26 protein-coding genes are annotated in these 26,996 nt (G+C 66.5%); 13 read left to right on the top strand and 13 right to left on the bottom strand.

Annotation, left to right across the window (positions count from 1 at the left end; all coding sequences use genetic code 11):
* Position 1 precedes the first annotated feature (1 nt).
* Both AC1DQ3_RS03340 and AC1DQ3_RS03335 read left to right on the top strand, forming a co-directional pair.
* Positions 2 to 616 carry a GNAT family N-acetyltransferase gene (locus AC1DQ3_RS03340; RefSeq protein WP_477118746.1) on the top strand — a complete coding sequence of 205 codons (615 nt, stop codon included), beginning with the start codon at positions 2 to 4 and terminating at the stop codon, positions 614 to 616.
* A gap of 52 nt (positions 617 to 668) precedes the next feature.
* Positions 669 to 1,844 carry a vWA domain-containing protein gene (locus AC1DQ3_RS03335; RefSeq protein ID WP_477118745.1) on the top strand — a complete coding sequence of 392 codons (1,176 nt, stop codon included), beginning with the start codon at positions 669 to 671 and terminating at the stop codon, positions 1,842 to 1,844.
* A 57-nt stretch (positions 1,845 to 1,901) separates the two neighbouring features.
* Here AC1DQ3_RS03335 and AC1DQ3_RS03330 read toward each other — a convergent pair whose 3' ends face one another.
* The 7 genes from AC1DQ3_RS03330 to gcvA all read right to left on the bottom strand — a co-directional run bounded on the left by AC1DQ3_RS03330 (position 1,902) and on the right by gcvA (position 7,680).
* Complete coding sequence (locus AC1DQ3_RS03330; protein WP_477118744.1) at positions 1,902 to 3,050, bottom strand: DUF1501 domain-containing protein; 1,149 nt, start codon at positions 3,048 to 3,050, stop codon at positions 1,902 to 1,904.
* Between the two features lie 5 nt (positions 3,051 to 3,055).
* Positions 3,056 to 4,441, bottom strand: a complete 1,386-nt coding sequence (locus AC1DQ3_RS03325) for a DUF1800 domain-containing protein (protein ID WP_477118743.1) — start codon at positions 4,439 to 4,441, stop codon at positions 3,056 to 3,058.
* A gap of 85 nt (positions 4,442 to 4,526) precedes the next feature.
* A complete protein-coding gene (locus AC1DQ3_RS03320) occupies positions 4,527 to 5,012 on the bottom strand; it encodes a periplasmic heavy metal sensor (protein ID WP_477118742.1) in 486 nt (161 codons plus the stop codon).
* Entirely contained in the window at positions 5,009 to 5,407 is a 399-nt protein-coding gene (locus AC1DQ3_RS03315) for a hypothetical protein (protein WP_477118741.1), read from the bottom strand. Before AC1DQ3_RS03315 ends, AC1DQ3_RS03320 begins: the two co-directional genes overlap by 4 nt.
* Complete coding sequence (locus AC1DQ3_RS03310; protein WP_477118740.1) at positions 5,404 to 5,964, bottom strand: RNA polymerase sigma factor; 561 nt, start codon at positions 5,962 to 5,964, stop codon at positions 5,404 to 5,406. The genes AC1DQ3_RS03315 and AC1DQ3_RS03310 overlap by 4 nt, the downstream gene beginning before the upstream one ends.
* Positions 5,965 to 6,252: 288 nt before the next feature.
* The gene (locus AC1DQ3_RS03305) at positions 6,253 to 6,519 is read right to left on the bottom strand and encodes a YXWGXW repeat-containing protein (protein ID WP_477118912.1); all 267 of its coding nucleotides are present in this window, start codon (positions 6,517 to 6,519) and stop codon (positions 6,253 to 6,255) included.
* Positions 6,520 to 6,777: 258 nt separating this feature from the next.
* A complete protein-coding gene (gcvA, locus tag AC1DQ3_RS03300; protein ID WP_477118739.1) occupies positions 6,778 to 7,680 on the bottom strand; it encodes a transcriptional regulator GcvA in 903 nt (300 codons plus the stop codon).
* Between the two features lie 134 nt (positions 7,681 to 7,814).
* On the opposite strand from gcvA, the gene AC1DQ3_RS03295 reads away from it, so the two are divergent.
* The 3 genes from AC1DQ3_RS03295 (at position 7,815) to AC1DQ3_RS03285 (ending at position 10,658) form a co-directional block, all read left to right on the top strand.
* Complete coding sequence (locus AC1DQ3_RS03295) at positions 7,815 to 8,801, top strand: tripartite tricarboxylate transporter substrate binding protein BugE (RefSeq protein WP_477118738.1); 987 nt, start codon at positions 7,815 to 7,817, stop codon at positions 8,799 to 8,801.
* Positions 8,802 to 8,813: 12 nt separating this feature from the next.
* On the top strand, positions 8,814 to 9,692 hold the full coding sequence (locus AC1DQ3_RS03290; protein ID WP_477118737.1) for an N-formylglutamate amidohydrolase: 879 nt from the start codon (positions 8,814 to 8,816) through the stop codon (positions 9,690 to 9,692).
* A 186-nt stretch (positions 9,693 to 9,878) separates the two neighbouring features.
* Complete coding sequence (locus AC1DQ3_RS03285) at positions 9,879 to 10,658, top strand: BspC domain-containing protein (RefSeq protein WP_477118736.1); 780 nt, start codon at positions 9,879 to 9,881, stop codon at positions 10,656 to 10,658.
* 45 nt (positions 10,659 to 10,703) lie between these two features.
* Here the strand turns inward: AC1DQ3_RS03285 and AC1DQ3_RS03280 are convergent, their stop codons facing one another.
* Together AC1DQ3_RS03280 and yaaA are read right to left on the bottom strand one after the other, a co-directional pair.
* A complete protein-coding gene (locus tag AC1DQ3_RS03280; protein ID WP_477118735.1) occupies positions 10,704 to 11,846 on the bottom strand; it encodes a M14 family metallopeptidase in 1,143 nt (380 codons plus the stop codon).
* Positions 11,847 to 11,915: 69 nt separating this feature from the next.
* Positions 11,916 to 12,701: a peroxide stress protein YaaA gene (gene yaaA / locus AC1DQ3_RS03275; protein WP_477118734.1), complete on the bottom strand. Its 786-nt coding sequence runs from the start codon at positions 12,699 to 12,701 to the stop codon at positions 11,916 to 11,918.
* A gap of 38 nt (positions 12,702 to 12,739) precedes the next feature.
* On the opposite strand from yaaA, the gene AC1DQ3_RS03270 reads away from it, so the two are divergent.
* Both AC1DQ3_RS03270 and AC1DQ3_RS03265 read left to right on the top strand, forming a co-directional pair.
* The gene (locus AC1DQ3_RS03270) at positions 12,740 to 13,279 is read left to right on the top strand and encodes a putative toxin-antitoxin system toxin component, PIN family (protein ID WP_477118733.1); all 540 of its coding nucleotides are present in this window, start codon (positions 12,740 to 12,742) and stop codon (positions 13,277 to 13,279) included.
* A gap of 54 nt (positions 13,280 to 13,333) precedes the next feature.
* Positions 13,334 to 14,530 carry a pyridoxal phosphate-dependent aminotransferase gene (locus tag AC1DQ3_RS03265; RefSeq protein ID WP_477118732.1) on the top strand — a complete coding sequence of 399 codons (1,197 nt, stop codon included), beginning with the start codon at positions 13,334 to 13,336 and terminating at the stop codon, positions 14,528 to 14,530.
* A gap of 208 nt (positions 14,531 to 14,738) precedes the next feature.
* On the opposite strand, the gene AC1DQ3_RS03260 is transcribed toward AC1DQ3_RS03265, so the two are convergent.
* From AC1DQ3_RS03260 to AC1DQ3_RS03250, 3 genes are all read right to left on the bottom strand, one after another.
* Positions 14,739 to 15,698, bottom strand: a complete 960-nt coding sequence (locus tag AC1DQ3_RS03260; RefSeq protein ID WP_477118731.1) for a nucleotidyl transferase AbiEii/AbiGii toxin family protein — start codon at positions 15,696 to 15,698, stop codon at positions 14,739 to 14,741.
* Positions 15,670 to 16,086: a DUF6088 family protein gene (locus AC1DQ3_RS03255; RefSeq protein WP_477118730.1), complete on the bottom strand. Its 417-nt coding sequence runs from the start codon at positions 16,084 to 16,086 to the stop codon at positions 15,670 to 15,672. Before AC1DQ3_RS03255 ends, AC1DQ3_RS03260 begins: the two co-directional genes overlap by 29 nt.
* Positions 16,087 to 16,476: 390 nt before the next feature.
* The gene (locus tag AC1DQ3_RS03250; protein WP_477118729.1) at positions 16,477 to 17,118 is read right to left on the bottom strand and encodes a glutathione S-transferase; all 642 of its coding nucleotides are present in this window, start codon (positions 17,116 to 17,118) and stop codon (positions 16,477 to 16,479) included.
* 219 nt (positions 17,119 to 17,337) lie between these two features.
* On the opposite strand from AC1DQ3_RS03250, the gene AC1DQ3_RS03245 reads away from it, so the two are divergent.
* From AC1DQ3_RS03245 to AC1DQ3_RS03225, 5 genes are all read left to right on the top strand, one after another.
* Entirely contained in the window at positions 17,338 to 18,861 is a 1,524-nt protein-coding gene (locus AC1DQ3_RS03245; RefSeq protein WP_477118728.1) for a 3-hydroxyacyl-CoA dehydrogenase, read from the top strand.
* A 78-nt stretch (positions 18,862 to 18,939) separates the two neighbouring features.
* Complete coding sequence (locus tag AC1DQ3_RS03240) at positions 18,940 to 19,719, top strand: oxepin-CoA hydrolase, alternative type (protein WP_477118727.1); 780 nt, start codon at positions 18,940 to 18,942, stop codon at positions 19,717 to 19,719.
* 109 nt (positions 19,720 to 19,828) lie between these two features.
* Positions 19,829 to 20,563, top strand: coding sequence for a histidine phosphatase family protein (locus tag AC1DQ3_RS03235; RefSeq protein WP_477118726.1), 735 nt, complete (start codon positions 19,829 to 19,831; stop codon positions 20,561 to 20,563).
* A gap of 66 nt (positions 20,564 to 20,629) precedes the next feature.
* Positions 20,630 to 21,706, top strand: a complete 1,077-nt coding sequence (locus tag AC1DQ3_RS03230) for a phosphotransferase (RefSeq protein WP_477118725.1) — start codon at positions 20,630 to 20,632, stop codon at positions 21,704 to 21,706.
* Between the two features lie 206 nt (positions 21,707 to 21,912).
* Entirely contained in the window at positions 21,913 to 22,926 is a 1,014-nt protein-coding gene (locus AC1DQ3_RS03225) for a Bug family tripartite tricarboxylate transporter substrate binding protein (protein ID WP_477118724.1), read from the top strand.
* 106 nt (positions 22,927 to 23,032) lie between these two features.
* Here the strand turns inward: AC1DQ3_RS03225 and ggt are convergent, their stop codons facing one another.
* Complete coding sequence (ggt, locus tag AC1DQ3_RS03220) at positions 23,033 to 24,886, bottom strand: gamma-glutamyltransferase (RefSeq protein ID WP_477118723.1); 1,854 nt, start codon at positions 24,884 to 24,886, stop codon at positions 23,033 to 23,035.
* Between the two features lie 264 nt (positions 24,887 to 25,150).
* Between ggt and AC1DQ3_RS03215 the strand changes: the two genes are divergently transcribed.
* A complete protein-coding gene (locus AC1DQ3_RS03215; protein ID WP_477118722.1) occupies positions 25,151 to 26,926 on the top strand; it encodes a vWA domain-containing protein in 1,776 nt (591 codons plus the stop codon).
* Positions 26,927 to 26,996: the final 70 nt, after the last annotated feature.

The raw sequence follows: 26,996 nt of genomic DNA, 5'->3' as shown, positions 1-26,996 counted from the left end.
CATGGCACGCTTTATCGATCCCATCACCCTGCGCGGCCAGCACGCCATGCTGGAGCCGCTGCGCCCYGAGCATGAAGCGGAGGTCCAGGCCGCCGTTGCCGACGGCGAACTGTGGAAGCTCTGGTACACCTCGGTGCCGGCGCCGGACCAGGTGCGCGCCTGGATCGACACCGCGCTGCAGATGCGCGAGCATGTTGGCGCGATGCCCTTCGTGATCCGCGAAGTGCGTGACGGCGTGCCGGGCGCGGTGGTGGGCGCGACCCGCTACTTCAATGTCGACGGCACCAACCGGCGCCTCGAAATCGGCCATACCTGGCATGCGCAGCGCGTGCAGCGCAGCGCGGTCAATACCGAATGCAAGCTGATGCTGCTCACGCACGCGTTCGAGCAGCTGGCGTGCATCGCGGTGGAATTCCGCACGCACTGGATGAACCACCAGAGCCGCACCGCCATCGCCCGTCTTGGCGCCAAGCAGGACGGCGTGCTGCGCAACCACCTGCGCATGCCGGACGGCTCGCTGCGCGACACCGTGGTGTTCTCCATCATCGCCAGCGAATGGCCGACCGTGCAGCGCCACCTGCAGTACCGCCTGGACCTGCCGGGGCGCGCATCGTGAACACGCCCGCGAACCACCGCCCCCGCTCCCGGAAACTCTAAGCGAGACCACCATGCTGATCGATTTCTTCTTCTCGCTGCGCCACGCCAAGCTGCCGGTGTCGGTCAAGGAATACCTGACCATGCTGGAAGCGCTCAAGGCCGAAGTGATCTCGCCGTCGATCGACGAGTTCTACTACTTGTCGCGCATGGCGCTGGTCAAGGACGAGAAGCACTTCGACAAGTTCGACCAGACCTTCGCCGCCTACTTCAAGGGCGTGGAAAGCCTGGTCGACTGGAAGTCCGACATCCCGCTCGACTGGCTGCAAAAGACACTGGAGCGCGAGCTTTCCGCCGAGGAAAAGGCCAAGATCGAGGCCATGGGCGGGCTCGACAAGCTGATGGAGCGGCTCAAGCAGTTGCTCGACGAGCAGAAGGAAAAGCACGAAGGCGGCAACAGGTGGATCGGCACCGGCGGTACTTCGCCGTTCGGGCACGGGGGCTATAACCCGGAAGGCATCCGCATCGGCGGGCCCTCCAAGGGCAACCGCACCGCCATCAAGGTGTGGGAGACGCGGGCGTACAAGGATTACGACGATCAGGTCGAACTTGGCACGCGCAATATCAAGGTGGCGTTGCGCCGGCTGCGCCGGTTTGCGCGCGAAGGCGCGGAAACCGAACTGGACCTGGACGACACCATCCACGCGACCGCTGCCAACGCCGGCCTGCTTGATATCAAGCTGCGGCCGGAGCGGCACAACAAGGTCAAGGTGCTGATGCTGATGGATGTGGGCGGTTCGATGGACGACCACATCAAGCGCGTGGAGGAGCTGTTCTCGGCCACCAAGACCGAGTTCAAGCACCTGGAGTATTACTACTTCCACAACTGCGTGTACGACTACGTGTGGAAGAACAACCGCCGCCGGCATGCGGAGAAGATTGCCACGTGGGACCTGATCCACAAGTACACGCCGGACTACAAGGTGATCTTCGTTGGCGACGCCACCATGAGTCCGTACGAGATTTTGCAGCCCGGCGGGTCGGTGGAGTACAACAATCCGGAAGCCGGCGCGGTGTGGCTCAACCGCTTGATCGAGCAGTTCCCGCGCTTCGTCTGGCTTAACCCCGAGCCCGAGGGGCTGTGGCAATACCGGCAGTCGGTGACAGTGATCAACCAGATCATGAAGTCGCGGATGTATCCGGTTACGCTTGCCGGGCTGGAGCAGGCGATGCGATTGCTATCCAAATAAATGCACCGACGCCGTTTGCACCGACGCCGTCTGGAATGACGCGGGCCGCCGCCTGCCTCAGGCGCGCAGCAGTCCGCCCAGCATCCCCCCCTGCCAGCCCCCGCGTCCGAACAGCGTGCGCGCTACGCGCTCGTCATCCAGACCGAAGCTTTGTGCCGCCGCCGCGGCGATCAATCCGTCCAGGTCCGTGGTCGGCGCCAGGTCCCGGCCCTGGTAGAGCGCGCCTTGCGCCAGCCCTGGCCAGTCGGCCAGCACCCGCCCGCCTTTGAGCGCGCCGCCCATCAGCATCGCTGCCGCGCCGGTGCCGTGATCGGTGCCGCCGGTGCCGTTGGCGGCGGCGGTGCGCCCGAACTCGGTGGCCACCAGTACCGTGGTGCGGTCCCATGATGGCCCCAGCCCGTCGCGCAATGCCGCCAGCATGGTGTCCAGCGCCTTGAGCCGGGCGGCCAGCCGTGGCGCCTGCGCGCTGTGCGTGTCCCAGCCGCCGGTCTCGATCATGGCGATGCGCGGTCCCTCCGCGCGCGCCAGGAAGCCGGCTGCAAGACGCCCGAGGCTGGCCGGGTCCTGGCGCGCGCCGGCATCGCCGGCTAGCCCGCGCGCCTGCATCGCGGCGTTCCATAGCGGATGCAGTTGCGCGTCCATCTCATAAAGCTGCCCCACGCGCGTGAGCAGATCGTCCGGCGCGGCCGGCAGGGCCGATGGCGCATAGGAGCTGACCTCGGCGCGCCCGCGCAAGGCTGCCGGGACGGTCGGCGCGAAGGCGATGGCGTTGTCGTCGCGCCTGGGCAGCAAACCCATCAGCCGGTTCAGCCAGCCGTCCTTCACCTGGTAGGGCGCGCCGCCACCGGTCTCCAGCACGTTCTGGCCGTCGAAGTGCGAGCGCTCGCGGTAAGGCGATGCCACCGCCTGCACGAAAAGCGCCTGCCCGGCGGTGTACATGCGCGCCGTCTCCGCCAGCGCGGGATGCAGCGCGAAAGTGCCGTCGAGCCGCGTGGCTTGCGCGGCGTCGATGGCCAGCGCGCCACGCAAGCGGGCGTAGCCGGGATCGGCGTAGGGAATCACGGTGTTCAAGCCATCGGCGGCGCCGCGCTGGATCACGAAGACGAAGCGCCGGTCGGAATCCACGCTGGCGAGCGTGAGCCGTGGCAATGCGAGCATGGCACCCGCGCCTGCGGTAGCGCGGAGGAAATCTCGGCGGGAAAACATGGGGATTACCTCCGTTGGAAATCGGGTGAGACCAGCAGCAAGGCCAGCGCGGTCTGCGCGCTTTCGGCACGCGCGATGGCTCCGGCGGTCGGCGCCGACAGCAAGCCGGCGAGCAGTCTGGGGCCAAGCTCGCGCGCGTCGAGCCGGTCGCCGACGCGCGACGCCAGCCGCTGCGCCAGCTCCACCCGGCGCACCAGCGCGTCGGGCGCGGCCCAGCTCGCGGCGATATCGTCGTAGCCCGCGGGCGATCCTGGCCGCCACACCGGCTGGCCGAGCTGGGCCAGCATTGGCGCAAAATGCTGCGCCCCCGCCTCGCGCAGCCCCAGCCCGCGCAGCGAGGACACGGCCCACTCCCACGGCGTCTTGAACTTGGCGGGCTCGCTGGCCCACGCCTCGGGCGCTTGCACCAGCGTGCGGTACATCTCGGGCAACATCCCGCCGCTGCGCAGATACGCTTCGGACAAGCGCGCCACCAGCGCGGGCGGCGGCGTATCGGCGACGAAGTGCCGGGCCAGCTTGGTGGCCAGGTGATTGGCCGTGGCTTCGCTTTGCGCGAGGTCATGCAGCACCGCCAGGGCCTGCGCCTCGCCCTGCTGCGCGTAAGTGCGGCCGAGGATGGTGCGCGCGCCGGGCTCATGCTGCCGCGGCCGGAACGCGTAGCGCCCCGGCTCGCCTTGCGCGCCCGGGCCGAGGCCGCCGACGCTCCAGCCCGTCATCGCGCGCGCGAACTCGGTCACGTCGGCCTGCTGGTAGCCGCTGCGCACGCCCAGCGTATGCAGCTCAAGGATTTCGCGCGCCAGGTTTTCGTTCAGACCGAGCTGCCGTTCGGGCGCGCGCCGCGCGGCCATCTGCGCGGCCATGCTGTCGGGGCCGATCGAGCGCACCTGGTCCAGGAAGACCTGCATGGCGGGATGGCGCTCCACCGCCACCAGCATGTCCTCGAAGCGTCCGAGCACATGCGGGCGGATCGCCTCGGCCTCGAAGGCGCCGGCCAGCGCGGCCACCGCCGGCTTCTCGACCGAGACCGCGAAGTGGTTGGCCCAGAAATGCACCAGGCGCTCGACGAACGGCGCGGGCGTGATCAGCGCGCTCGTCACGCGCGCGTCCACGGCGTCGCGATAGGCTTGGCGCGTCTCGCGCTGCAATTGCTGACGAGCGGCGGTCCTGGCGTCGGCCTGCGCCTGGCGGACCTCGCGCTGCTGTGCGCCGAACGCGCCAGCCAGTGCCGCCGTGTCCGGCTGTCCGCTCCAGGCTGCCGGCCGTGCCTCGTAACGCTCGAACTGGCCAAGCAGCCAGCCGCGCGGATCGGCCGGCAAGGCCTCGTCCGGGCGCGCGCCCAGCCCGAACCGGTTGACAGCGACGGCCGCGGCCGTCATGGCAGTGTTTGTCATCGATTGCTCCCCCTGAAATCCGCTTCCTGATCGCGGGTGGCGTGGCGTTCCGTCGACGCCCTCGCCGATGTTGTTGTTTGCGGCGTCATGGCGCCGCCTTCGCGGGCCGGGCCGGCGCGGCGCGCAGCGGGCCGCGCTGGACCAAGGCATCGGCCAGCTTCTCCCGCTCGGCGGGCGAAAGCGTGGCCGCGAAATCCACCACACTGCCCTCCAGCCGCCCGCGCACCGCCACATCGGCTTCGCGCGTGCGGGTCAGCGCGGCCGCCAGCTGCTCGCGATCGAACTGCGGCTGCCGCAGCAATTGCTCCACCTGGTGGCGTCCTTCGCGCGCCGCTTCCACGTCCTGCGCAGCGGCCCTGCGTGCCGCGCGCAAGCCCTGCAGGAACTGCCGGCGCTGTTCGCCGTCCAGGCCATCGGCGGCAAACCGCAAGCCGCGCGGCTGGGCGGCCGCGGTACGTTCAACGGCAAACCAGCGGTAAGCGCCGCCGCCAATCGCGCCCAGCAGGAAAATGTTGAGCAGCACGGAAATCGCCAGCGCTACCTTGAGCCGCTTCGGCGTACTCGCATTCATTCGTCGCTCCCGCTATACGGCATGCCACCGAAGCCGGTCGAGGCGTAGGGCAGGTCGATGGCTGCCGGCGCCGGCAGCGTGGCGAGCACCGCCGAGGCCAGCAGCGCGCCCGCCACGGTGCCGGCCAGGCCTGCGCCCGCCAGGCCCAGGCCGGACCACCACCACGGCGCGCGCGGCGCTGGCGCGCTGGCGGCGATGCGGCGCTGCAACGCCGGCGCCGGCATCGCCACCCGATGGGCGCCCAGCAAGCGGTCGAGCGCAGCGGCTTGGTCCAGCGCGTCGCGGTGCTCGGGCAAGGCGGCCATCGCCTGGCCTTGCGCCCGTTCATGGTCCGGCCAGCGCGCCGGGTCGGCACCATACGCCGCGGTCAGTGCGCGAAATCTTTCGGGTGTCATCGCAAGTCCTCGTGATGGCCGTCCTGCGTCAGCAAATCGCGCAGGTTGCGGCGTGCGCGCGCGAGCAAGCTTTCCAGCGCCTCGATACTGATGCCCATCAGCGCCGCGGCCTCGCCATTGGGCAACTCCTGGTAATACTGCAGCACCAGCGCCTCGCGCTGGCGCGCGGGCAGCTTCGCCAGCGCCGCGCCCACGCGCTCGCCCTGCGCCGCCGCCGCCAGCGCGTCCTCGGGTCCAGCCCCCACCGCCGCTGGTTCGGGCGGGGACGCCACAGCCTGCTCGCGCGGGCCACGCAATCGGTCGTAGCAAAGATTCAACGCAACGCGGTGCAGCCAGGTGTCGAAGCGCGCCCGGCCAGGCTGCCAGCGTGCGGCCTGCTTCCACAGCCGCATGAAGACTTCCTGCGCCACGTCTTCCGCCTCGCCGCGATCGCCCAGCATGCGCGTGGCCAGCGCAAGTACGCGCGGCAGCTTGCGCGCCACCAATTCGCGCACGGCAGCCGCGTCATGCCTGCCCACCCGTGCCAGCAGGGCCTCGTCCGGATCGTTGTCGCTCAATGGGTGTGGTCCCGCGTTGCCCGTTCATCCTTCGCCTTGCCGCGCCTGCCCCCGGGCGGGCGCGGCCTCCCTCGTCAGTAGACAAAGACCGGCGCGCGATAGTGGTAGTAGGCAGGCCGCTCCGGCACGATCACGCAGCCGGACAGCGTAGCGGCGACCAGCGCCGCGATCAGAAGGCTCTTCATCGACATCCCCTTGCCATGGCTTCACCGCTACATGTCCACCGCCGGGCCACGCCGGAACCGACGTGCGGCCGGCACATTGACTTGCCCTCGCGCATGACGCTGCTCAACGCGCCCAGTGCCCTTCGACCCAACGCCATTGCGGACCACGCGCCACCCAGTGTCCCGGCACCCAGCGATAGCCGACCCTGGCCGGGCGCCAGTGGCCTTGCACCCAGACGTAGGCGCCATTGCGCCACTGCCAGTGGCCAGGGTCCCAGACATAGCCGCCACGCACCGGCGGAATGGCCTCGTAGCGCACCGGCGGGGGTGCCGCCGGTGCGATCACGATAGCTTGAGCGAATACCGATCCCAGCACGAACGCCGCCGTCATGGCGACGCCCAGCCGGACAAGGCGAGCCGCGGTGCGGCGGCGAGCCCCTGCGTGCGGGGATGCGGGCAAGACCCGGTGCAAAGGTGTCGATCTGCGCATGAGAACCTCCAGTCCGTAGCCTGGCGCGCACTGCGCAGGCTGTCTGTCATGTCTCTTAAACGCAGACGGCCGGTAAATCCGTCGCGGGAAAACGTAAGTTTTGATTACAGCGGGGGCAGCCGCCCGCCGCAAAAGCACACGAAAGGTCGCCGGCGCCTCTCACGCCACCACGTCGACCCCTTCCATGACCCACTGGCGGAAGGTCTGCAACGCCGGCAGATGCTTTTTTTGCTCCGGATAGCAGAGGTAGTAGCCCTTCTTGCTCAACACCCGCGCCGGATGTGCCACCACCAGCACGCCGGTGGCCAGCTCCTCCTCGATCAGGCAGCGCGGGATCAGCGCAATGCCGAGCCCCGACATGGCCGCCTGGGTGAGCAGCGAGAACTGGTCGAAGCGCGCGCCGCTCCATGCATTGCGGGTGGCGACGCCAAGCTCGGCGAACCAGTCGGGCCACGCTTCAGGCACGGTGGTGTGATGCAGCAGGGGAAAGCGCAGCAAGGACGACGGCGTGCGCAGCCGGACTTCGGGCTCCCCCGCCAGCAGCGCCGGCCGGCACACGGGCAGGACTTCGCGGCCGGTCATGTAGTCGGCCAGGCTGCCCGGCCACGTGCCGTCGCCGAAGCGGATGGCGGCATCGAGGTCGGGCTGGGAGAAATCGTAGCCCTGCGCATGCGGCACGAACTCCAGGCTGACGTCGGGATGTTTCTCGAAAAAATGCGGCAGGCGCGGTATCAGCCACTTGGCGCCCAGGGTGGGCATGCTGGCGATATGCAAGGTGCCGCCGCGGCCCTGCCTGGAGATCAGCTCGACCGTGGCGGCCTCGATCTCGGTCAGGCTGGGACGGATACGGTCCAGGTAGCGCTGGCCGGCATCCGTCAGCATCAGGCGCTGGCGCACGCGCTCGAACAATTCCACGCCGAGGAAGCCTTCCAGGCTGCGTACCTGCTTGCTCACCGCGCCCTGGGTAACGTGGAGCTCCCGGGCCGCGGCGGTAAAACTGTTGTAGCGCGCGGCGGCTTCGAAAGCCTGCAATTCAGTCAGCGACGGACACAAGCGTCGCATAGATAACCCCCTACTTCACTACCAAACGGAATGATCGCACGATTTTATTTCGTTTGCGGTCTCATTGCCCAAACAAGCAGAATCGCAAAAAGCCTTCTTCTCTCCTTTGTCTCCCTCCCTTCAGGAACCGAACCATGCAACGCCGTAACATGCTCCGCCTCCTTGCCGCCGCCGCTGGCGCCGCCGCCGCCGGCCTGTCGCTGTCGGCTGCCGCCCAGGGCACGTACCCGACCAAGCCGATCTCGCTGGTCGTGCCGTTCCCGGCAGGCGGCACCACCGACATCGTGGCGCGCATCGTGGCCGACAAGCTCGGCCAGCAGTTGGGCCAGACCGTGGTGGTGGACAACCGCGGCGGCGCCGGCGGCAGCATCGGTACCGGTTACCTGGCCAAGGCCGCGCCGGACGGCTACACCCTGGGCATCGCCACGGCTTCCACGCATGGCATCAACCCCGCCGTGTACCCGCGGCTGTCCTACGACGCCACCAAGGATTTCACCACCATCACCAACCTGGCTTCGGTGCCCAACGTGATGAGCATCAACCCGGCAGTGAAGGCCAGCGACATGAAGGGCTTCATCGCCCTGGCCAAGAGCGAGCCGAACAAGATGGCCTACGGCTCGGCCGGCAACGGCAGCGTCTCGCACATGATGGGCGAGCTGTTCAAGATGAGCAGCAAGACCGAGCTGCTGCATGTGCCGTACAAGGGCGTTGGCCCCGCGCTGAACGACGCGCTGGCCAACCAGGTGCAGGTGCTGTTCGACAACCTGCCGTCCTCGCTGCCCTTCATCGAAGGCGGCAAGCTGCGCGCCCTGGCCGTGGCCTCGCCCAAGCGCGTGGCGGCCCTGCCCAACGTGCCGACCTTCGCCGAACTGGGCCTGCCCGAAGTCAACGATGCCGCCTGGTTCGGCCTGATCGCACCGGCCGGCCTGCCCGCCGACATCCAGGCCAAGCTGCGCGACGCCGCCGTCAAGGTGCTGGCGTTGCCCGAAGTAAAGGCTAAGCTGGAGAAGCTGGGCGCGGTGCCGGTTGGCAACACGCCGGCGCAATTCGCCGCGCAGATCAAGTCCGAAGTGGCGAAGAACAAGCGCATCGCCGCCGCAGCCAAGATCACCCTGGATTAAACGGCGCACACCATGACGGAAGCAGACCGAAAGACCGGGCTCAGCCCTTACCTCCTGCAACTGCCGCAAGGCGAGCGCAGCCCGCTCTTTCTCGATTCGCCGCACAGCGCTACCCGCTATCCGGCTGATTTCCGGCCGGCCGCCGGCCTGCCCCTGGCGCTGCTGCGCCAGGCCGAGGACACCTTCGTCGACGCGTTGTACGCCGACGCTCCCGCACGCGGCATTGCGCTGCTGTGCGCGGGCTTCCCGCGCAGCTACCTCGATGCCAACCGCGGCATCGGGGAAATCGACGAGGCCCTGCTCGACGCGCCCTGGCCCGGCCCGCGCCAGGAAACCTCCAAGACCCGCCTCGGCAAGGGCCTGGTGTGGCGCGTGCTGGATTCCGGCGAAGCCATCTACGACCGCAAGCTGAGCGTGGCCGAAGTGCAGGCGCGCATCGCGCAGTACTACCTGCCCTACCATGCGCAGCTGCAGAAGCTGGCCGACCAGGCCATCGCCAGCCATGGCAGCGCGTGGCACATCAACTGCCACTCGATGCCCAGCCAGGCGGCCCAGTACGCCACCGAGCATCCGGGCCTGCAGCATCCGGACTTCGTGGTCGGCGACCGCGACGGCACGACCTGCGACACGCGCTTTACCGACCGTGTGGTGGGCGTGCTAGAGGATATGGGCTACGACGTCTGGCGCAACCACCCCTACAAGGGCGTGGAAATCGTGCGCGTGATGGGCCAGCCGGCACAGAAGCGCCACAGCCTGCAGCTCGAGATCAACCGCAAGCTGTATATGGACGAAGTGGACCTCACCCACAACGAAGGCTTCGGCAAGCTCAAGGCGAACCTCAACGCCTTGCTCGACGACCTCGACGGTTTCGTGCGCGCTCGCGCGCGCTGAACGCCATGGCGGCCAGCCGCGCCGCCATTCCCCGCCGGGCCGAAGGCTGCACTCTGCCGCACTTCGGCCACCGTCCGGCTTCCGGTAGAACCCTTAAGCGGGGAGATTTCGGAACTTTGCTGCATGGGTTTCCTCTATCATGGCAGACCTTTGCCAACCCCTTATGCTCCAAAGCAACACGATCCCGTGATCCGACGACTCTCTGACCTGATCAGCAGCCGGCTGTGCTCGCTCGCTGCTGCAGTGGCAGGTGCGATCGCCCTGGTGGGCTGCGCCGATACCCAGCTCACCAATGGCGACGCCGCGGCAACGCCGGCCATCGCCACCCCGGCCGCCGCCAAGCCAGCAACCCCGGCCGCAGCCACGCGCCCGCCCACCTCCGAACCCACCAAGACCGTGACACTACCCGCGCAAGGCCGTGTGAGCCTGGCGGAGTACCGCGCGCAGATGCGCCAGCAACTGATGCAATCCGAGAATGCGAGTGCGGATGTGGCCGATTGCGCCGCGCACGCCAGCTGGGTGGTGCCCCGCTCGGCCACCTACGACGCATTGAAGATCCCCACCGGCGCGCTCGGCGCCGACCAGGCCACGGTCGCACCCTGGGACGGCCGCTTCTCGCAAGGCAAGCAGGCGGTACCGGTGAGTTCCGTGGTGACCTTTAGCGCCACCGCCCACAAGCGCAGCGCGCAAGCCCAGTGGGAGCCGGTCAAGGTGCGCTGCGGTTATGCCGATGGCATGATGCTGGCCTATGAACTGCTCGATGGCAGCGGCACGGTCATCAGCGAGCCGGCCGCCGCGCCCGCGGTGCGCAGCGGTACCGCCACGCGCACCAGCAGCAAGGGCCACAAGGGCAGCAAGGGGGCCAGCGCCAAGTCCACCAGGTCCACCTCCTCCAAAGCCAGCAGCAGCGCCAAGCCCGCCAGCAAGAGCACGACCAAGTCCACTGCCAAGAAGACGACGCATTAAGGCGCATCAGGGCACATCAAGGCGCCCCGGCAAATAGCCGCGCCTTCAGCCCAGCTGCTCCAGGATGGCCTGCAACATCGCAGCGCCCAGCAAGGCGCTGCGCGCGCCGTTCCAGCCCACTGCCGGATCGGGCTGGTCGGCGTTGTCCTTGAACGGCATCTCCAGCGTCAGCGACAGGCAGCCAAAGGTATGGCCGATGTATTTCGAGGCCAGCTTGAGCGCGTCCGCGTTGTACTTGCTGGCGGCATAGCCGTGCACGTCCTGGAAGTCCGGCGTAGCGCGCTTGAACGCGCCGATGAAGCGCAACTGCTCGGCGCGCTGCGCTTCGGTGAAGCCGGGCAGCATCTCGCTGCCCGCGACGAAGTTATAGGGCAGGGCCTCGTCGCCGTGGATGTCGAAGAACATGTCGCAGCCGGTGGCCTCGATGGCACGGCGCACGTGGTACACCTCGGGGCTTGCCTGCAGGCTGGGCGCCATCCATTCGCGGTTGAGGTTGGCCCCGGCCGCATTGGTGCGCAGGTTGCCGCGCGCCGCTCCGTCGGGATTCATATTGGGCACGATATGGAAGACGGCGCGTTCCAGCAGGCGGCGCGCCACCGGGTCTCCGGCCCACAGGCCGGTGCCCGTCAGGCGTTGCAGCACGCCTTCGCAGAACCACTCGGCCATGGTTTCGCCGGGATGCTGGCGCGCGATCATCCAGATGGTCTTCTTGCCGTCGCCGGGCGTGCCGACCGTGACCGCGGTCATGTCGCGGCCGTCGACGGTGCTGCCCAGGTGCGACAGGCGTGCCAGAGGCGAGCGCTGGCAGGTGGCAAGCAGCGACAGGTGACGGTCTTCGGAATAGGGCTCGAAGTAGGCCAGCCAGACGCTGTCGTGCTCGGGCGTGAAGGCCACCGTCATGATGCTGCCGTCGAAGCTGGTCGGCACGCGGAACCAGTGCGCGCGGTCGTATGAGGCCACGGCTTCGTAGCCGCGCCAGCCATCGGGATAGGTACAGTCGCCGGCATTGAGGAATTGCAGGCGGCACGCCTGCCCCGCCGCGCCCTGCAGGCGGAAATGGAACCATTGGCGGAATCCGGCGTGCGAATCGGCGCGGATGCGCAGGCGGATATCGCCGGCTTGCGCGAGCGACTCGACTTCGATGGCGCCCGCATCGAAGCTGGCGGAGATGTGCAGAGCAGTGGTCATGGCGTGGAATCTCGGAGGGTTCGGAGGCAGGCCGGCATCGCGCCGGCCCGCGCTGGTCTCTCTTGCGCTTCAGTCGTCCAGGCGCCGGCGGAATACCCAGCGCGCGTCGTCGGAGGCCGCCGCATCGAAGGCGTAGCCATGTTCGGCAAAGCGCTTGAGCTTGGCCGGCTCGGTGATGCGGTGGGTCGCCGCATAGCGGGCCATATAGCCGCGCGCCCGCTTGGCGTGGAAGGAGATGATCTTGTAGCGGCCGCCCTTCCAGTCCTCGAAGACCGGCGTGACGATCCTGGCTCCCAGCACCTTGGGCCGCACCACCTTGAAATACTCTTCGGATGCCAGGTTGACCAGGGTCGGGCTGCCCTCGCTCTTCTGGTCCTTGAAGTCCTCCTGCAGCAAGCGGCTGACGTCGTCGCCCCAGAAGGCATAGAGATCCTTGCCCGCCGCGTTGTCCAGGCGCGTGCCCATCTCCAGCCGGTAGGGCTGCATCCAGTCCAGCGGGCGCAGCACGCCGTACAGCCCGGACAGGATGCGCACATGCTTCTGCGCGAAGGCGAGATCGTCGTTGGACAGGGTGGAGGCGTCCAGGCCGTCGTACACGTCGCCATTGAAGGCGAGCACGGCCTGCTTGCTGTTGGCAGCGGTGAATTCCGTCGACCAGTCCCCATAGCGGGTGGCATTGAGCACCGCGAGCTTGTCGGAGATGTCCATCAGCGCGCCGATATCCTGCGGCGCGAGCTTGCGCAGGCGCTCGATCAACACCGCCGAACGGTCGATGAAACGCGGCAGCGTATGGGTCTTCAGACGCGGGGGCGTCTCGTAGTCGAGCGACTTGGCAGGGGACAGGACGATGAGCATGGCAAAATCGCGGCAACACAAAGGCCAGATTGTAACGAATGCACCCAGACTCCACCGCAGTACCTGCCAATTCCCCGCCGCCCCCGCCATCCCAGCCCGCACCGCGGGTCGTGCTGGACTCCAATATCTGGGTCGACCTGCTGGTCTTTGCCGATCCGCATGTGGAACCCATCCGGGCCGCGCTGGACAGCGGCGCCATTGCCGCGGTGATCCGCCCCGACTGCCGCGAAGAGCTGCGCCGGGTGCTGGCTTATCCGCAATTTGCCCATTTCAGCGTCGACATTCCCGCTGCCATGGCCAAGGTGGACCAGTTGACCACCACCTTTGCCATCCCGGACGAGGCCGAGACGCTGGCTGCCCGGCTGCCCCGCTGCCGCGACACCGACGACCAGAAATTCATCGAACTGGCGCACTTTGCCCAGGCGGCCTGCCTGGTCTCCAAGGACAAGGCCGTCCTCAAGCTCAAGAGCCGCCTGCGCCGGCAGAGCGGCGTGGCCATCATCCTGCCCCAGGCCTTCGCGGACTGGCTGGCGGCGCGCGCGGAAAGCCCCGGGCAGGCGCCAGCCGATCCCAGCTAGAATGCCAGCATCGTTTCCCGCCCATCCTGACCGTCCAGCCTGACGCAGCTTCCCATGCCCACCACCCATCCGAGCGCCTCGTCCGGCGCCAGCACCCCCAGCCCGCTCACCCCGCCGCTGTCGCGCCTGCCCAACGTTGGCACCACCATCTTTACCGTGATGTCGGCGCTGGCCGCCGAGCGCGACGCGGTGAACCTGGGCCAGGGGTTCCCGGATTTCGACTGCGACCCGAAGATCGTCGATGCCGTCGCGCACGCCATGCGCTCGGGGCTGAACCAGTACCCGCCGATGGCCGGCGTGCCCAAGCTGCGCCAGGCCATCGCCGACAAGATCGGCAAGCTCTACGGCCATGCCTACGACTGGGACAGCGAGATCACCGTCACGGCGGGCGCCACCCAGGGCATTCTCACCAGCATCCTGTGCGCCGTGCATCCCGGCGATGAAGTGATCGTGCTGGAACCCTGCTACGACTGCTACATCCCCGCCATCGAACTGGCCGGCGGCAAGGTTGTCTCGGTAGCACTCGATGCGCCGCACTTCCGCATCCCCTTCGACCGCCTCGCCGCCGCCATCACGCCACGCACGCGGATGTTGCTGATCAACACCCCGCACAACCCCACCGGCACCATCTGGCGCGCCGCCGACATGGACCGCCTGGCCGAACTGCTGGCCGGCACCGACATCCTGCTGCTGTCCGACGAGGTCTACGAGCATATGGTGTTCGACGGCCAGCCGCACCAGTCGGTGTCGCGCCATCCCGAGCTGGCACGGCGCAGCTTTGTGGTGTCGAGCTTCGGCAAGACGTATCACGTCACCGGCTGGAAGGTGGGCCATGTGGCCGCGCCGGCGGCGCTATCCGCGGAATTCCGCAAGGTGCACCAGTTCAATGTGTTCACGGTGAATACGCCGGTGCAGTACGGCCTGGCGGAATACATGGTGGACCCCGCGCCCTACCTTGCCCTGGCGGACTACTACCAGGCCAAGCGCGATTTCTTCCGCGCCGGGCTGGCCGCCACGCGCTTCAGGCTGCTGCCGTCGGATGGCACCTACTTCCAGTGCGTGGACTACTCCGCCATCTCGGATATGAGCGAGGCGGATTTCTCGATGTGGCTGACGCGCGAGGTCGGGGTGGCCGCGATACCGGTTTCGGCGTTTTATTCGCAGCCGCGCGAGTCCGGCGTGGTGCGGTTCTGCTTTGCCAAGAAGGAACAGACGCTGGCGCTGGCGCTGGAGCGGTTGAAGGCGCTGTGAGCGCCTGGGGGGAGGAAGCTCAGGGCAGGCAACTGACCGTCTGGCCGGCCGCTCCACTCAGAAGACGCGTCCGTTTTTTTATGATGCGTGTCTTTGATGCGTCAAGCGGTGGAGGTCCTTCGCTACTCCCAGGAAGACTAGCTTCCTGCCTCCCTCTGTCGACGCACCAGTAGCAGTCGAGTGCATCACCGATGCAGGGCTACAGGGGTCAAAGCGTCTCGAGTAACGTCAGGGAGCATGCTTTGAACGCCTGGAATGCCTCATTGAACTCCGGCTTGACACCACCATAAATTAGCGGAATCAGGCGAGACTGATACTCGTGGAGAGTCTGCTCTTCCGACTCTGCAGCAACCAGTGCGTCAAGCAGGCACGCTTTGGGGTCTTTTGCGAACGCCTCATGCCGACGAAACTCGTAAGTGTCGTACTCAACCAATCCCGGAAATTGCGCCTTTGCCTTGTCCACCGTTGTTGAGTCAGCGCAAACAATGCAATAGGTGTCATAAATATGGCGAACCAGCGCAGTATCCCAGGCCTGCAGCATATTCCCTGAGCGATTTTCAGCATGCCTCCGCAGGAAGGACAAAACCTTCTCGGCCAAGGTTTCTTCGACGGCGATACAGTCCAAAGAGGCGGTGGTTCCCTCTAGATCAGCCAGCTTGTTAACCAGATAGCCTATTGGTTTCTGCGCGGTAGGGAATCGAGGTGTTCTTACCGTGAACTCAAGACTAAGATGGGGGCGGAGACTACTGTCGGTTTCATATCGAGATTTGTAGAACCAGGTGGTCGCAACATATCGCTTTTCGTTCTTGGCCACAAATCCATCAGGGTCAGCAACGAAACCGAGGCTCTCCATTTCTCCTACGACGAGATTCTTGAGCTTGCTTAAATTTTCTCGAATGCCGCTACGCGTCAACCCGTGGTCATCAGCAAGGACGACCTTTAAGTCTACATCTTCCGACATTCGTTCGATAAGCCCGTGTGCCTTGGACAAGCTCGTCCCGCCACAAAACACGAAGCTAACATGAGGATGTTCGAGCACAGACAACACATGAAGCGCCTCTGTCACATGGACATCTTTTTCGAGGATGGCGGAAGTTAAGCCGCCAACCTCTTTCTCGACCAAAACAGCATCAATAAGCTCAACCTGTGATCCTGTTATTGTTCTCATACACGATGGTTTGCTTTCCAAAGCCAAGCTTTCGCGCAATGCGTCGGCTGCCCGTATTCAAAACATTACCTGCAGGTATCTGCGTGGTTTTCCCCGAATTGTACTGTCGGATGTTTTGGCTAGGATACACAGTGACCCCCAATTTCTGCAGAGCAATAGGGGCCAGAACATCGACAGGTTTGACGGGGATAGATGCTCCTGACAGGACGCTTTTCTTCGCCTTGGCGTAGACGCCAACGCCCAGTTTTACGACGACCCCCGAAGAGACTAGTTGCCTGAGCGCGCGACTCACTTGGGCTTCGCTACCCATCTTGGCAAATTCCGCCCGCACGAAGACCTMATCCTTGCGACCAGCAATGGCGCGCTTCATTCGTTCCGCGAGAATCATCACAGCCTCCAATCATCCACATATCATATTTTATTTCAGTAACTACTTGAATTAAAAGTAAAATTTACTGCAAATTACGCTCATGGAGTAGCTAGTATAGCAGGCTCTGAGGAGCGAGGGCGCCGGAGACACCATGACGGGACGAACGAAAACGCGCACAGCAAGTGCAAAGTACGGGGTGATAGCGGTTTGACGCCGGCAGGAGCCGCCGGTGGCCCTCGACTACAGTTTTCCTTAGCAAATAACGAAAAAGCGCCCGGCAAAGCTCCCCTCATCCCCCGGGGCCAGGGCTTGGTTCAAGGGGTAACTCCGTCATCATGCCGCTGCGCAATGGAAAACGCCCGCAAGTTGCGGGCGTTCTCCATTGTGCTCTTCTGTGCAAACCCTGCCTTACTGCCGCCCGCTCAGCATCAGCTCCGTATTCGCCTTGCGATCCGCATTCACTTTTTGCACGGTGGGCCGCTCGGCCATGCGCTTCAGGTAGTCCTTGACCGGCAAATCAGCCAGCATGTCCGTGCCGTAGATGATCTTGGTACACGACGAGATCAGCGGGAAGTGCACTACCGCGGCGCAGTCCGCCAGCGTGAACGTATCGCCAGCCAGGTAAGGCGAGAACTTCGCCAGCTTGCCGAACGCAGGAATATAGCGCGCCAGCAGCTTCTTCTGGCGTTCCTTGACGCCGTCGCTGACCTTGCCGCCAAAGAATGCTTCGGGGTAAAGCTCGCGCGCCGTCAGCTCCAGGTACAGCTCCAGGAAAGTCACCAGCTCGCGCACCTTGGCAGCCGCATAGGGGTCGGCGGGCAGCAGCGGCGATTGCGGAAACGTCGACTCGATATAGGCGTCCAGCACTTCGGACTCGCATAGCGGGCCGCGATCGGTGATCATGTAGGGCACCTTGCCCAGCGGCGAGGCGTCGAGATCGGTCTTGCCGATCCAGGCCAGCTCTTCCTCGAACGGCAGGTTTTTTTCCAGCAAGGCGAGCTTGACCTTGTTGTAGTAGTTGCTGGCGGCAAAGCCACAGAGTTTCAGCATGTCGTCTCTCTCCTCATATTTGCGATCCACGGGGGAATCGCGATGAAATCAGGGGCACCGTGTCCTGCTCGTGCCCGTTGAACCGGTATTGTGAGCCATGACAGACTCTGGCGGTCCGCTCTGGCCGATCAGCGCACGCCGCTTGCATCGCCCCACTGTCGCGGATGATGCAAAAAACGTACGATCGTGCTAATTTAACCACACTTTACTGGAAGCACTATGAGCACTTTCACCATCGACACCCTCGGCATTGTAGGCACCGGCGCCATGGGCCGTGGCATTGCGCAGATCGCCGCGCAGGCCGGCCTGACCGTCTGCCTGTACGACGCCAACCCGCAAGCCGTGGCGGCGGCCCGGCAATACCTGCAGGACACTTTCGCCAAGCTGACGGAAAAGGGCAAGATGCGTGTCGAGGACAGCGCCGCCGCGCTGGCCCGCGTGCTGCCCTGCTCCGCGCTGGAGGACCTGGCCGGCTGCGACATGGTGCTCGAGGCCATCGTCGAGAAGCTGGAGGTCAAGCGTGACCTGGTGGCAAAGCTGGAAGCCATCCTGCGCCCGGAGGCCGTGATCGCCTCCAATACCTCGTCGCTGTCGGTCACCGCGATCGCGGTCGGCGCCAGGCACCCGGGCCGCGTCGCCGGCTACCACTTCTTCAACCCGGTGCCGCTGATGAAGGTGGTCGAGGTGATCGACGGCCTGTCCGGCGACCCTGCCGTGGGCGATGCGCTGATGGTGCTGGCGCGCCGCCTGGGCCACACCCCGGTGCGCTGCAAGGACATGCCGGGCTTTATCGTCAACCATGCCGGCCGCGGCATGAATATCGAAGGCCTGAAGGTGGCGCAGGAAGGCGTGGCCGACTTCGCCGACATCGACGCCATCATGCGCGAGCAGGCGGGCTTCCGCATGGGCCCCTTCGAGCTGATGGACCTGACCGGGCTGGACGTCTCGCACCCGGTGATGGAATCCATCTACAACCAGTTCTACCAGGAAGCCCGCTACCGCCCGTCGCCCATCACGGCGATCCGCTCGGTGGGCGGCCTGATCGGCCGCAAGGCCGGCGCCGGCTTTTACCGCTATGCGGATGGCCAGAAGCAAGTGCCCGCCGCCGTGTCCGTGCCCGCCGCGCGTCCCGCCAGCGTGTGGGTGAGCCACGCCGATGAGCGCGGCCACGCCATGGCCGTCAAGCTGATCAGCGCACTGGGCATGACGACCGAAGCCGGCAACCAGCCCTCGGCCGAAGCCCTGATCGTGGTCACGCCGCTGGGCCTGGACGCCACCACCTGCGCGCTGCAGGAAGGCCTGGACCCCACCCGCGTGGTCGCCATCGACACGCTGCTGCCGTTCGAAGCCACCAAGCGCCGCACGCTGATGACCACGCCCGCCACGTCCGCCGCCATGCGCGAAGCCGCGCACGGCCTGTTCGGCAGCGACGGCGTGCCCGTCACCGTGATCCGCGACTCGGCCGGTTTCGTGGCCCAGCGCATCATCAGTTGCATCGTCAATATCGCCAGCGACATCGCGCAGCAGCGCATTGCCACGCCGGTCGACATCGACCTCGCCGTCAACCTCGGCCTGGGCTACCCCAAGGGCCCGCTGGCGCTGGGCGACGTGATCGGGCCGCACCTGGTGCTGACCGTGCTGCGCAACCTGGAACGCCTGACCGGCGACATGCGCTACCGCCCCAGCCCGTGGCTGTGGCGCCGCGCCGGCCTCGGCCTGTCGCTGCTGGCCGAAGAGCAGTAAAAACCGCGACCGCAGGCTTGTCAGAGCCTGCGGTCGTTTCGTATCCGCCCGCATCTGCATTCTTGCATTGGCTTCGTCATGACCGCACAGCTGCTTTCCGAACGCGTCGACTCCACCCTGGTGCTGACCATCTCGAACCCCGAGGCACGCAACGCGCTGCATCCGGACATCTACGCGGCCTCGCAGCAAGCCCTGGAGCTCGCCTCGCGCGACAACGGGATCCGCGCGGTGGTGATCACGGGTGCCGACGGTGTGTTCTGCGCCGGCGGCAACCTCAACCGCCTGCTCGGCAACCGCGCCAAGCCGGCCGAGGTGCAAGCCGAGAGCATCGAGATCCTCAATCACTGGATCGAAACGCTGCACGCCTTTCCCAAGCCCATTATCGCGGCGGTGGAAGGTCCTGCCGCGGGTGCCGGCTTCTCGCTGGTGCTCGCCTGCGATTTCGTGGTGGCCGCCAGCGACGCCAAGTTCGTGATGGCCTACGTCAATGTCGGGCTGACTCCCGATGGTGGCGGTTCCTACGAACTGGCCCGCGCCCTGCCCCGCCAGCTCGCCTCCGAACTGATGATGGAAGGCAAGCCCATCGATGCCGCGCGCCTGGCCCATTTCGGACTGGTCAACCGCGTGGTGCCGGCGGGCCAGGCGCTCACCGAAGCACTGCGCCTGGGTGAAACACTGGCCGCGCGCTCGCCGCATGCCATGGGCCGCATCAAGGCGCTGATCAACCACGCCAGCACCGCGAGCCTGACGGAACACCTGACGGAAGAGCGCGACAACTTCGTGTCCGCGCTGCATCACAAGGATGCGGGCGAAGGCATTGGCGCCTTCCTGGAAAAGCGCAAACCGAACTATCGCTGACCGGCGGCTCAGCCTGGTCAAGCCGCTTCGCCAACCGAACCTGGCCTCGCAATACCACGCCGACCATGCCCGCGCGAACGGGCATATCGGCCAAGCACCGGAGACTTGCATGGAATTGCCGCCCTCGCCCCGCCGCCGCGTCTACCTGATGCGCCATGGCGCCGTGACCTACTTCGACGAAACCGGCCGCCCGGCGCTGCCCGAGCTGGTACCGCTGAACGAAACCGRCCGCGCGCAGGCCAGCGCCGCCGGCCGCGCCTTTGCCGCGGAACATATCCGCTTCGACCGCATCATCGTCAGCGGGCTGCCGCGCACCGTGGAAACCGCCGAACGCGTGCTGGCAGAGCTGCCCGGCATGGACGACGCCGCGTTGGAAACCTGGCCCGAACTGCAGGAAATCCACGGCGGCAAGCTGCAGGGCATCAGCGACGACAAGCTGCGCGACGCCTTTATCGGCGCCTTCGAAGGCCAGGTGCCGGAAGACAAGCGCTTCCTGGACGGCGAAAGCGTCGGCGAATTCCTTGACCGAGTGCTGCCCGCGCTGCGCCGCCTGCGCGACGATCCCAACTGGGACACCGCCCTGCTCGTCCTGCATGGCGGCACCAACCGTGCCATCCTGTCCCACGCCATTACCTGCGGGCGCCGCGTGTTCTACGGCAGCCTGATGCAAACCGCCGGCTGCATCAATGTGCTGGACGTGGGCGACGATCCGCTGGACTGGGTGGTACGCATGATGAACTACTCCCCGCCCACGCCGGTGCACAGCGGCACGCGCCACACCACCATGGAAGTGCTGCTGCACCAGTACCTGAAGTTTCGCGACCTGCGCGGACCGACCCGCTAGCCGCGCCGCGGACAAACGGATTCGAATCTCGGGAAACCCGGAACATACCGAAAACACGGAGACAGCATGAGCACCAACGTATCGAACTTCGAAGGCACCCGCGAGGTAGCCGAGCAGCAACGCTTCGACATGGCCGCGCTGGAAGCCTGGATGCGCGAGCATGTGGCGGGTTTTGCCGGCCCGCTCACCATCGAGCAATTCAAGGGCGGCCAGTCCAACCCGACCTTCAAGCTGATCACGCCGAACCAGACCTACGTGATGCGCGCCAAGCCCGGCCCCAAGTCCAAGCTGCTGCCCTCGGCCCACGCCATCGAGCGCGAGTACCGCGTGATGGCCGCGCTGGCAGGCACCGACGTGCCGGTCGCGAGAATGTACGCGCTGTGCGAAGACGAAACCGTGATCGGCCGCGCCTTCTACATCATGGAATTCGTCGCCGGCCGCGTGCTGTGGGACCAGTCCCTGCCCGGCATGACCCCGGCCGAGCGCAGCGCCATCTATGACGAGATGAACCGCGTCATCTCCGCGCTGCACAGCGTCGACTACCGGGCCATCGGCCTGGGCGACTACGGCAAGCCGGGCAACTATTTCTCGCGCCAGATCGAGCGCTGGACCAGGCAATACAAGCTCTCCGAGACCGAGAGCATCCCCGCGATGGACTCGCTGATGGCCTGGCTGCCCGAACATATCCCCCAGGAAGACGCCGATCTCACCGCCATCGTCCACGGCGACTACCGGCTCGACAATCTCATGTTCCATCCCACCGAACCGCGCGTACTGGCGGTGCTCGACTGGGAACTCTCCACGCTGGGGCACCCGATGGGCGATTTCGGCTATCACTGCATGAGCTGGCATATCGCTCCGGGACAGTTCCGCGGCATTGCCGGACTGGACCATGCCGCGCTCGGCATTCCCGACGAGGCGACCTATCGCCGGACCTACGAGCAGCGCACGGGCCGGCCGATCACGGGCGACTGGAATTTCTACCTGGCGTTCAGCATGTTCCGGATCGCCGGGATCCTGCAGGGCATCATGAAGCGCGTGGTGGACGGGACGGCCTCGTCGGCGCAGGCCCTGGATGCCGGCAAGCGAGCCCGCCAGATGGCGGAGATGGGGTGGGAGTATGCGAAGAAGGCGAAGCAATAACGATTGGATGCTGCGCGAGAGTTGAACGGGAAGACCTCTTCGTTGGTGGAAGAGGTCTTTTTTGCAGCTAGACTTATCGTATCAGATGATGTGTTCTGTCATCTCGATTTGACCGGACGCCCGCCCTCTAGACCCACCTCACACTTCAAGCTATCATCCGACATATACGACGACATACAACAAGACACTTCATCGGAGACAACGCCGTGCCCACAACCCGCCGCACTTTCCTGACGCAGCTCTCAGCGCTTGGGGCCACTTCCACCCTGGGTACCCTGGGTGCGGCCGCCGGCACCCTGATCTCGCCCGCGGTAAAAGCCGCCAGCAACTGGCCCACCCACCCGATCAGGCTGGTCGTCCCCTACCCCGCCGGCGGCTCCTCCGACATCATCGCGCGCCTGATCAGCCGCCAACTCGGTGAAGCGTTGGGCCAACCCGTCGTCGTCGACAATCGTCCCGGCGCCAACGGCAATATCGGCGCCGCGATGGTTGCGCAGGCCGGCACCGACAACCACACCCTGCTGCTCTGCGACCTCGGCGCGCTGGCCATCAGCCCCTCCGTCTACACCAAACTCACCTTCGATCCGAGCAAGGACCTGAAGGGCGTTGCCATGCTGGCTTACTCGCCGCATCTGCTGGTAGTCCATCCCTCGGTACAAGTCAGCAACCTGAAGGAACTGGTGGACCTGTCAAAGCGCAGCCAGCTCAACTTCGCCGTGACCGCCATCGGCAGCGCGCCGCACCTGGCGGGCGTGGCGGTAGCGCAGGCGACCGGCGCCAAGTGGCAATACGTGCCTTACAAGGGTGGCTCGCAGGCCGTGGCCGACACCGTGGGCGGCACCGCCCAGGTGCTGATGAACGGCATGCTGGCCACGCTGCCCCAGGTCCAGGCGGGCAAGCTGAAGGTGATCGGGATCTCCAAGAAAACGCGCATGCCGCTGATGGCGCAAGTGCCGACCATCGCCGAGCAAGGCGTGCCCGGCTTCGAATCGGGCTCCTGGCAAGGCGTGATGGCACCGGCCGGCATGCCCGATGCCCTGGTGGCGCGCATCAGCAGCGAACTGATCCGCATCATCCGCCTGCCTGAAGTTCGCGCGCAACTGGCCGGCCAGGGCGCCGAAGTGGTGACCATGACGCCGCCGGAAACCAACAAGTTCTTTGTCAGCGAGCGCGCGCGCTGGGCGGCGGTGGTGAAGCAGGCCGACGTGCGACTCGACTGAGCCAGCCGCGCGCCGGACAAAAAATGGCCGGCTCGAAAGCCGGCCATTTTTTGCGCAAGCGCCGGCAAAGCACGCTCCACGCTGATTCAGCGAGACGCCTAGTCGCCTAGTCGCCCAGTGCCACCCCCTCGCGGCGCGGGTCGGCGCCGCCGGCCCAGGCCCACGTGCCATCGGGGCGCTGGCGGCGCATGATGGCCTGCGTGCCGCTGGTCATCTCGATCTGCGCCACTTCGTGCCCGCGCTCGGTCAGGCCCTTTACCAGGGCCGGGCTGACCAGCCCGGCCTCCAGTTCGGTCGGTCCGTTGCGGCTGCCGAAGTTGGGCATGTTGATGGCCGCTTGCACGTCCATATTCCAGTCCAGCAGGCCCACCAGCGTCTTGGACACATACTCGATGATCTGCGAGCCTCCCGGCGAACCCACCGTGGCGACCAGCTTGCCGGTCTCGCGGTCGAATACCAGCGTCGGCGCCATCGACGAGCGCGGGCGCTTGCCAGCCTGCACCCGGTTGGCAACCGCCTTGCCGTTCTCGCTCGGCACAAAGGAGAAGTCGGTGAGCTGGTTGTTGAGGATGAAGCCGCGCACCATCAGGTGCGAGCCGAAATAGCTCTCCACGGTGGTGGTCATGGAAATCGCGCCGCCAGCATCGTCAACGGCAACAATCTGCGAGGTGGACACGCGCGGCGGCGAGCGGTCCGGCGCCAGTGCGAGCGTGGTTCCTGGCGGCACGCCAGCCACCGCCTTGCCCATGCTCTGCTCGCCGATCAGGCCCGCGCGGCTTGCCAGGTACTCACGATTCAGCAGCCCCGCGACATTGACTGGCACGAAATCCGAATCCGCCACATAGAGGCCGCGGTCGGCATAGGCCAGGCGCCCGGCTTCGGAAATTGCGTGCACGGCGTCGACCCTTGGCTCGACACCGGCAGGCGTGGCTACCTGTTCAGGTTTCAGCGCGGCGAGCGCGTATTTCGGGTCTTTCGCCGCCAGCGCCTGCAGGGTGCCGAGCATCTGCGCGATCGCAATGCCACCCGATGATGGCGGCGGCATGCCGCAGACCCTCCAGCGCTGGTAATCGCTGCAGATAGGCGCGCGCTCCTTGGCGCGGTAATCCCGCAGGTCCACCAGCGACAGCGAGCCCGGATTGGCGCTGCCGTTGACCTGCTTGACGATCTCACTGGCGATGGGGCCGGTATAGAGCACATTCGGCCCGCGATGCGCGATCTCGCGCAGGGTCCTGGCCAGGGCCGGGTTCTTCAGCATGGTGCCGACAGGCTTTGGCTTGCCATCAGGTGTCAGGAAATAGGCCGCCATCTCGGGCGAGTTCGGCAGGAACTTGTCGGCCGCGATCTGCGTGTAGAGCCGCGGCGAGATCGGGAAGCCCTGCTCCGCCAGCTTGATGGCCGGCTCGAACAGTTTGGCCCAGGGCAGCTTGCCATGCTGGCGATGCGCAATTTCCAGCGCGCGCAGGACGCCGGGGGTACCCACGGAGCGGCCGCCGATCTGCCCTTCGCTGAAGCTCATGGGCTTGCCATCGGGGCGCATGAAGAGGTTCTCATCGGCGCCGGCGGGCGCGGTCTCGCGGCCATCATAGGCCTGCACGCGCTTGCCGTCCCAATACATGATGAAAGCGCCACCACCGATGCCGGTGGCTTGCGGCTCCACCAGCGTCAGCACGGCCTGCATGGCGATGGCCGCATCGATGGCCGTACCGCCCGCGCGCAGGACCTTGCGGCCGGCTTCGGTAGCGAGGGGATTGGCGGCCGCGGCCATATGCTTGTCGGCATAGGTGGTGGCCATGCCCTTCCGGTAGCCGGACGACACTTCCGGCGCGGGCGGCATCGCGGCGGCCGTGGCAGCGGGAGGGGCGGCGGTCTGCGTCGAACATGCGCCTAGCAGCGCAAGCGCAGCCGCGGCGGCCAGCGAGCCGCGCCATAGCGCCGATGAAGTTGCCTGGGTTGCCATGCGATCGTCCTCCTGGAGGGAAAAAAATAGCCATTGTATGGCGCTCTGGCTCTGCAGCGGCACCGTGGCCGCACACCCCCGGGACAGCACCGATGGACCGCGCCGGATAAACGTGGGCCGGCCCGTGCCGAGCGAGACAATCCGCCTTCGCCGCCAGTGCGTGGCTTTTTCTTTGCGCTTTAACCCCGTCAGCCGGCCTGCTTCGTTTCACTGACAGCGCCCTGCCGCCGGCTTCGCCGGCGCGGCCTTTCAGGAGAAGAAAACATGCACAAGCGCTTGGGAGTCCTGGCCATTGCCTTCGCACTGGCCGCATGCGGCGGCCACTCGACGACCACCCCGACCTCGCCGACGCGAGACGGCAACGCCGAACCGGCCGCGCCGCCGTCAGCGCTGCAGCCGGTCTCGCCGCCGCCATCCATGCCTGCCCAGTCCGTGCCCGCAAGCAAGACCCGCGACGCTGCCACGGCCGCCGGCGCCCTTGCCGAGGCGCGCCCGCCCGCCATGCGCGCCCAGCCGGCGGCGCCCATGGCCCTGATGGCCCACCCCATGCCCTACCTGCAGGCCCAGGGCGAGCCGGATCGCGAGCGCTACGGCGCCATCGACGAGAACGGCGTGCAGCAGGTCGCGCAGGCGCCCGTCTCCACCTTCAGCATCGACGTCGACACCGGCAGCTACAGCAATGTGCGCCGCCTGCTCAACGCGGGCCGTTTGCCGCCGGCCGACGCGGTGCGGGTGGAAGAGATGGTCAACTATTTCCCCTACGACTACGCGCAGCCGCGCGACGGCCGTCCCTTCGCCGTGCACGCCGACGCCGCGCCCGCGCCATGGCACGCGCACAACGTGCTGCTGCGCATCGGCATCAAGGCGGCCGACGCGGCCCGCGACAGCCTGCCGGCGGCCAACCTGGTCTTCCTGGTCGACGTGTCGGGCTCGATGTATTCGCCCGACAAGCTGCCGCTGCTGAAGTCCTCGCTCAAGCTGCTGACCAACGCGCTGCGCCCGCAGGACCGCATCACCCTGGTCACCTACGCCAGCGGGACGCGCGTGGTGCTGCCGCCTACGCCCGGCAGCGACAAGGCTGTCATCTCGGCAGCCATCGACGCGCTGGTGGCGGGCGGCTCCACAGCCGGCGCCAGCGGCATCGCGCTGGCTTACCAGGCCGCGCAGCAGAGCTTTATCGCGGGCGGTATCAATCGCGTATTGCTTGCCACCGATGGCGATTTCAACGTCGGCATCACCGACTTCCGCCAGCTCAAGTCCCTGGTTGCCGAGAAGCGCAAGTCGGGCGTCTCGCTATCCACGCTTGGCTTCGGCACCGGCAACTACAACGACCAGTTGATGGAGCAGCTGGCCGATGCGGGCGACGGTGCCTACTCCTATATCGACAACCTGATGGAAGGCCACAAGGTGCTGGTGGAGGAGTTCAGCTCCACGCTCGCCACGGTGGCGCGCGACGTCAAGATCCAGGTGGAATTCAACCCCGCCACGGTCAGGGAATATCGCCTGATCGGCTACGAGAACCGCGCGCTCAGGCGCGAGGACTTCAACAACGACAAGGTCGATGCCGGCGACATCGGCGCCGGGCACACCGTGACCGCGCTCTATGAGCTGACGCTGGCGGACCAGCCCGGCCTGCTCGATCCGCTGCGCTACCAGCCGGCCAGCCCCGCTGCCCGGCCGGGCAAGGGCACCGCTGGCGAGCTGGCCCACATCAGGCTGCGCTACAAGCTGCCGCAGGCCCAGGCCAGCGAGTTGATCGACCTGCCGGTGCAGGCCGCCTCCGTGCGGCCATTGGCGCAAACCGACGACGCCTTCCGCTTCGCGACCGCGGTGGCCGGCTTCGGCCAGGTGCTGCGCGGCGGCAACCATGTCGGCGGCTGGACCTGCGCCGACGCGCGGGCACTTGCGCTGGGCGCGCGCGGCACCGACCGCTTCGGCTATCGCGGCGAATTCATCAAGCTGGTCGACCTGGCCCAGGCCCTGTCGACCCGCCCGGCGCTGGCGCAAGACGGCGAGCCTGCCGGGGAGCCGCCACGCTAAAGCCGCCGCCGTCCGGGCGGCTCGCGCGGGCCGCCCGGCACGATCAGCCCGGCCCGCACGACAGCGGCTG

It is taken from the genome of Cupriavidus sp. 01T418 (assembly GCF_056398885.1).
This window is presented reverse-complemented; position numbering and strand designations above follow the sequence as displayed.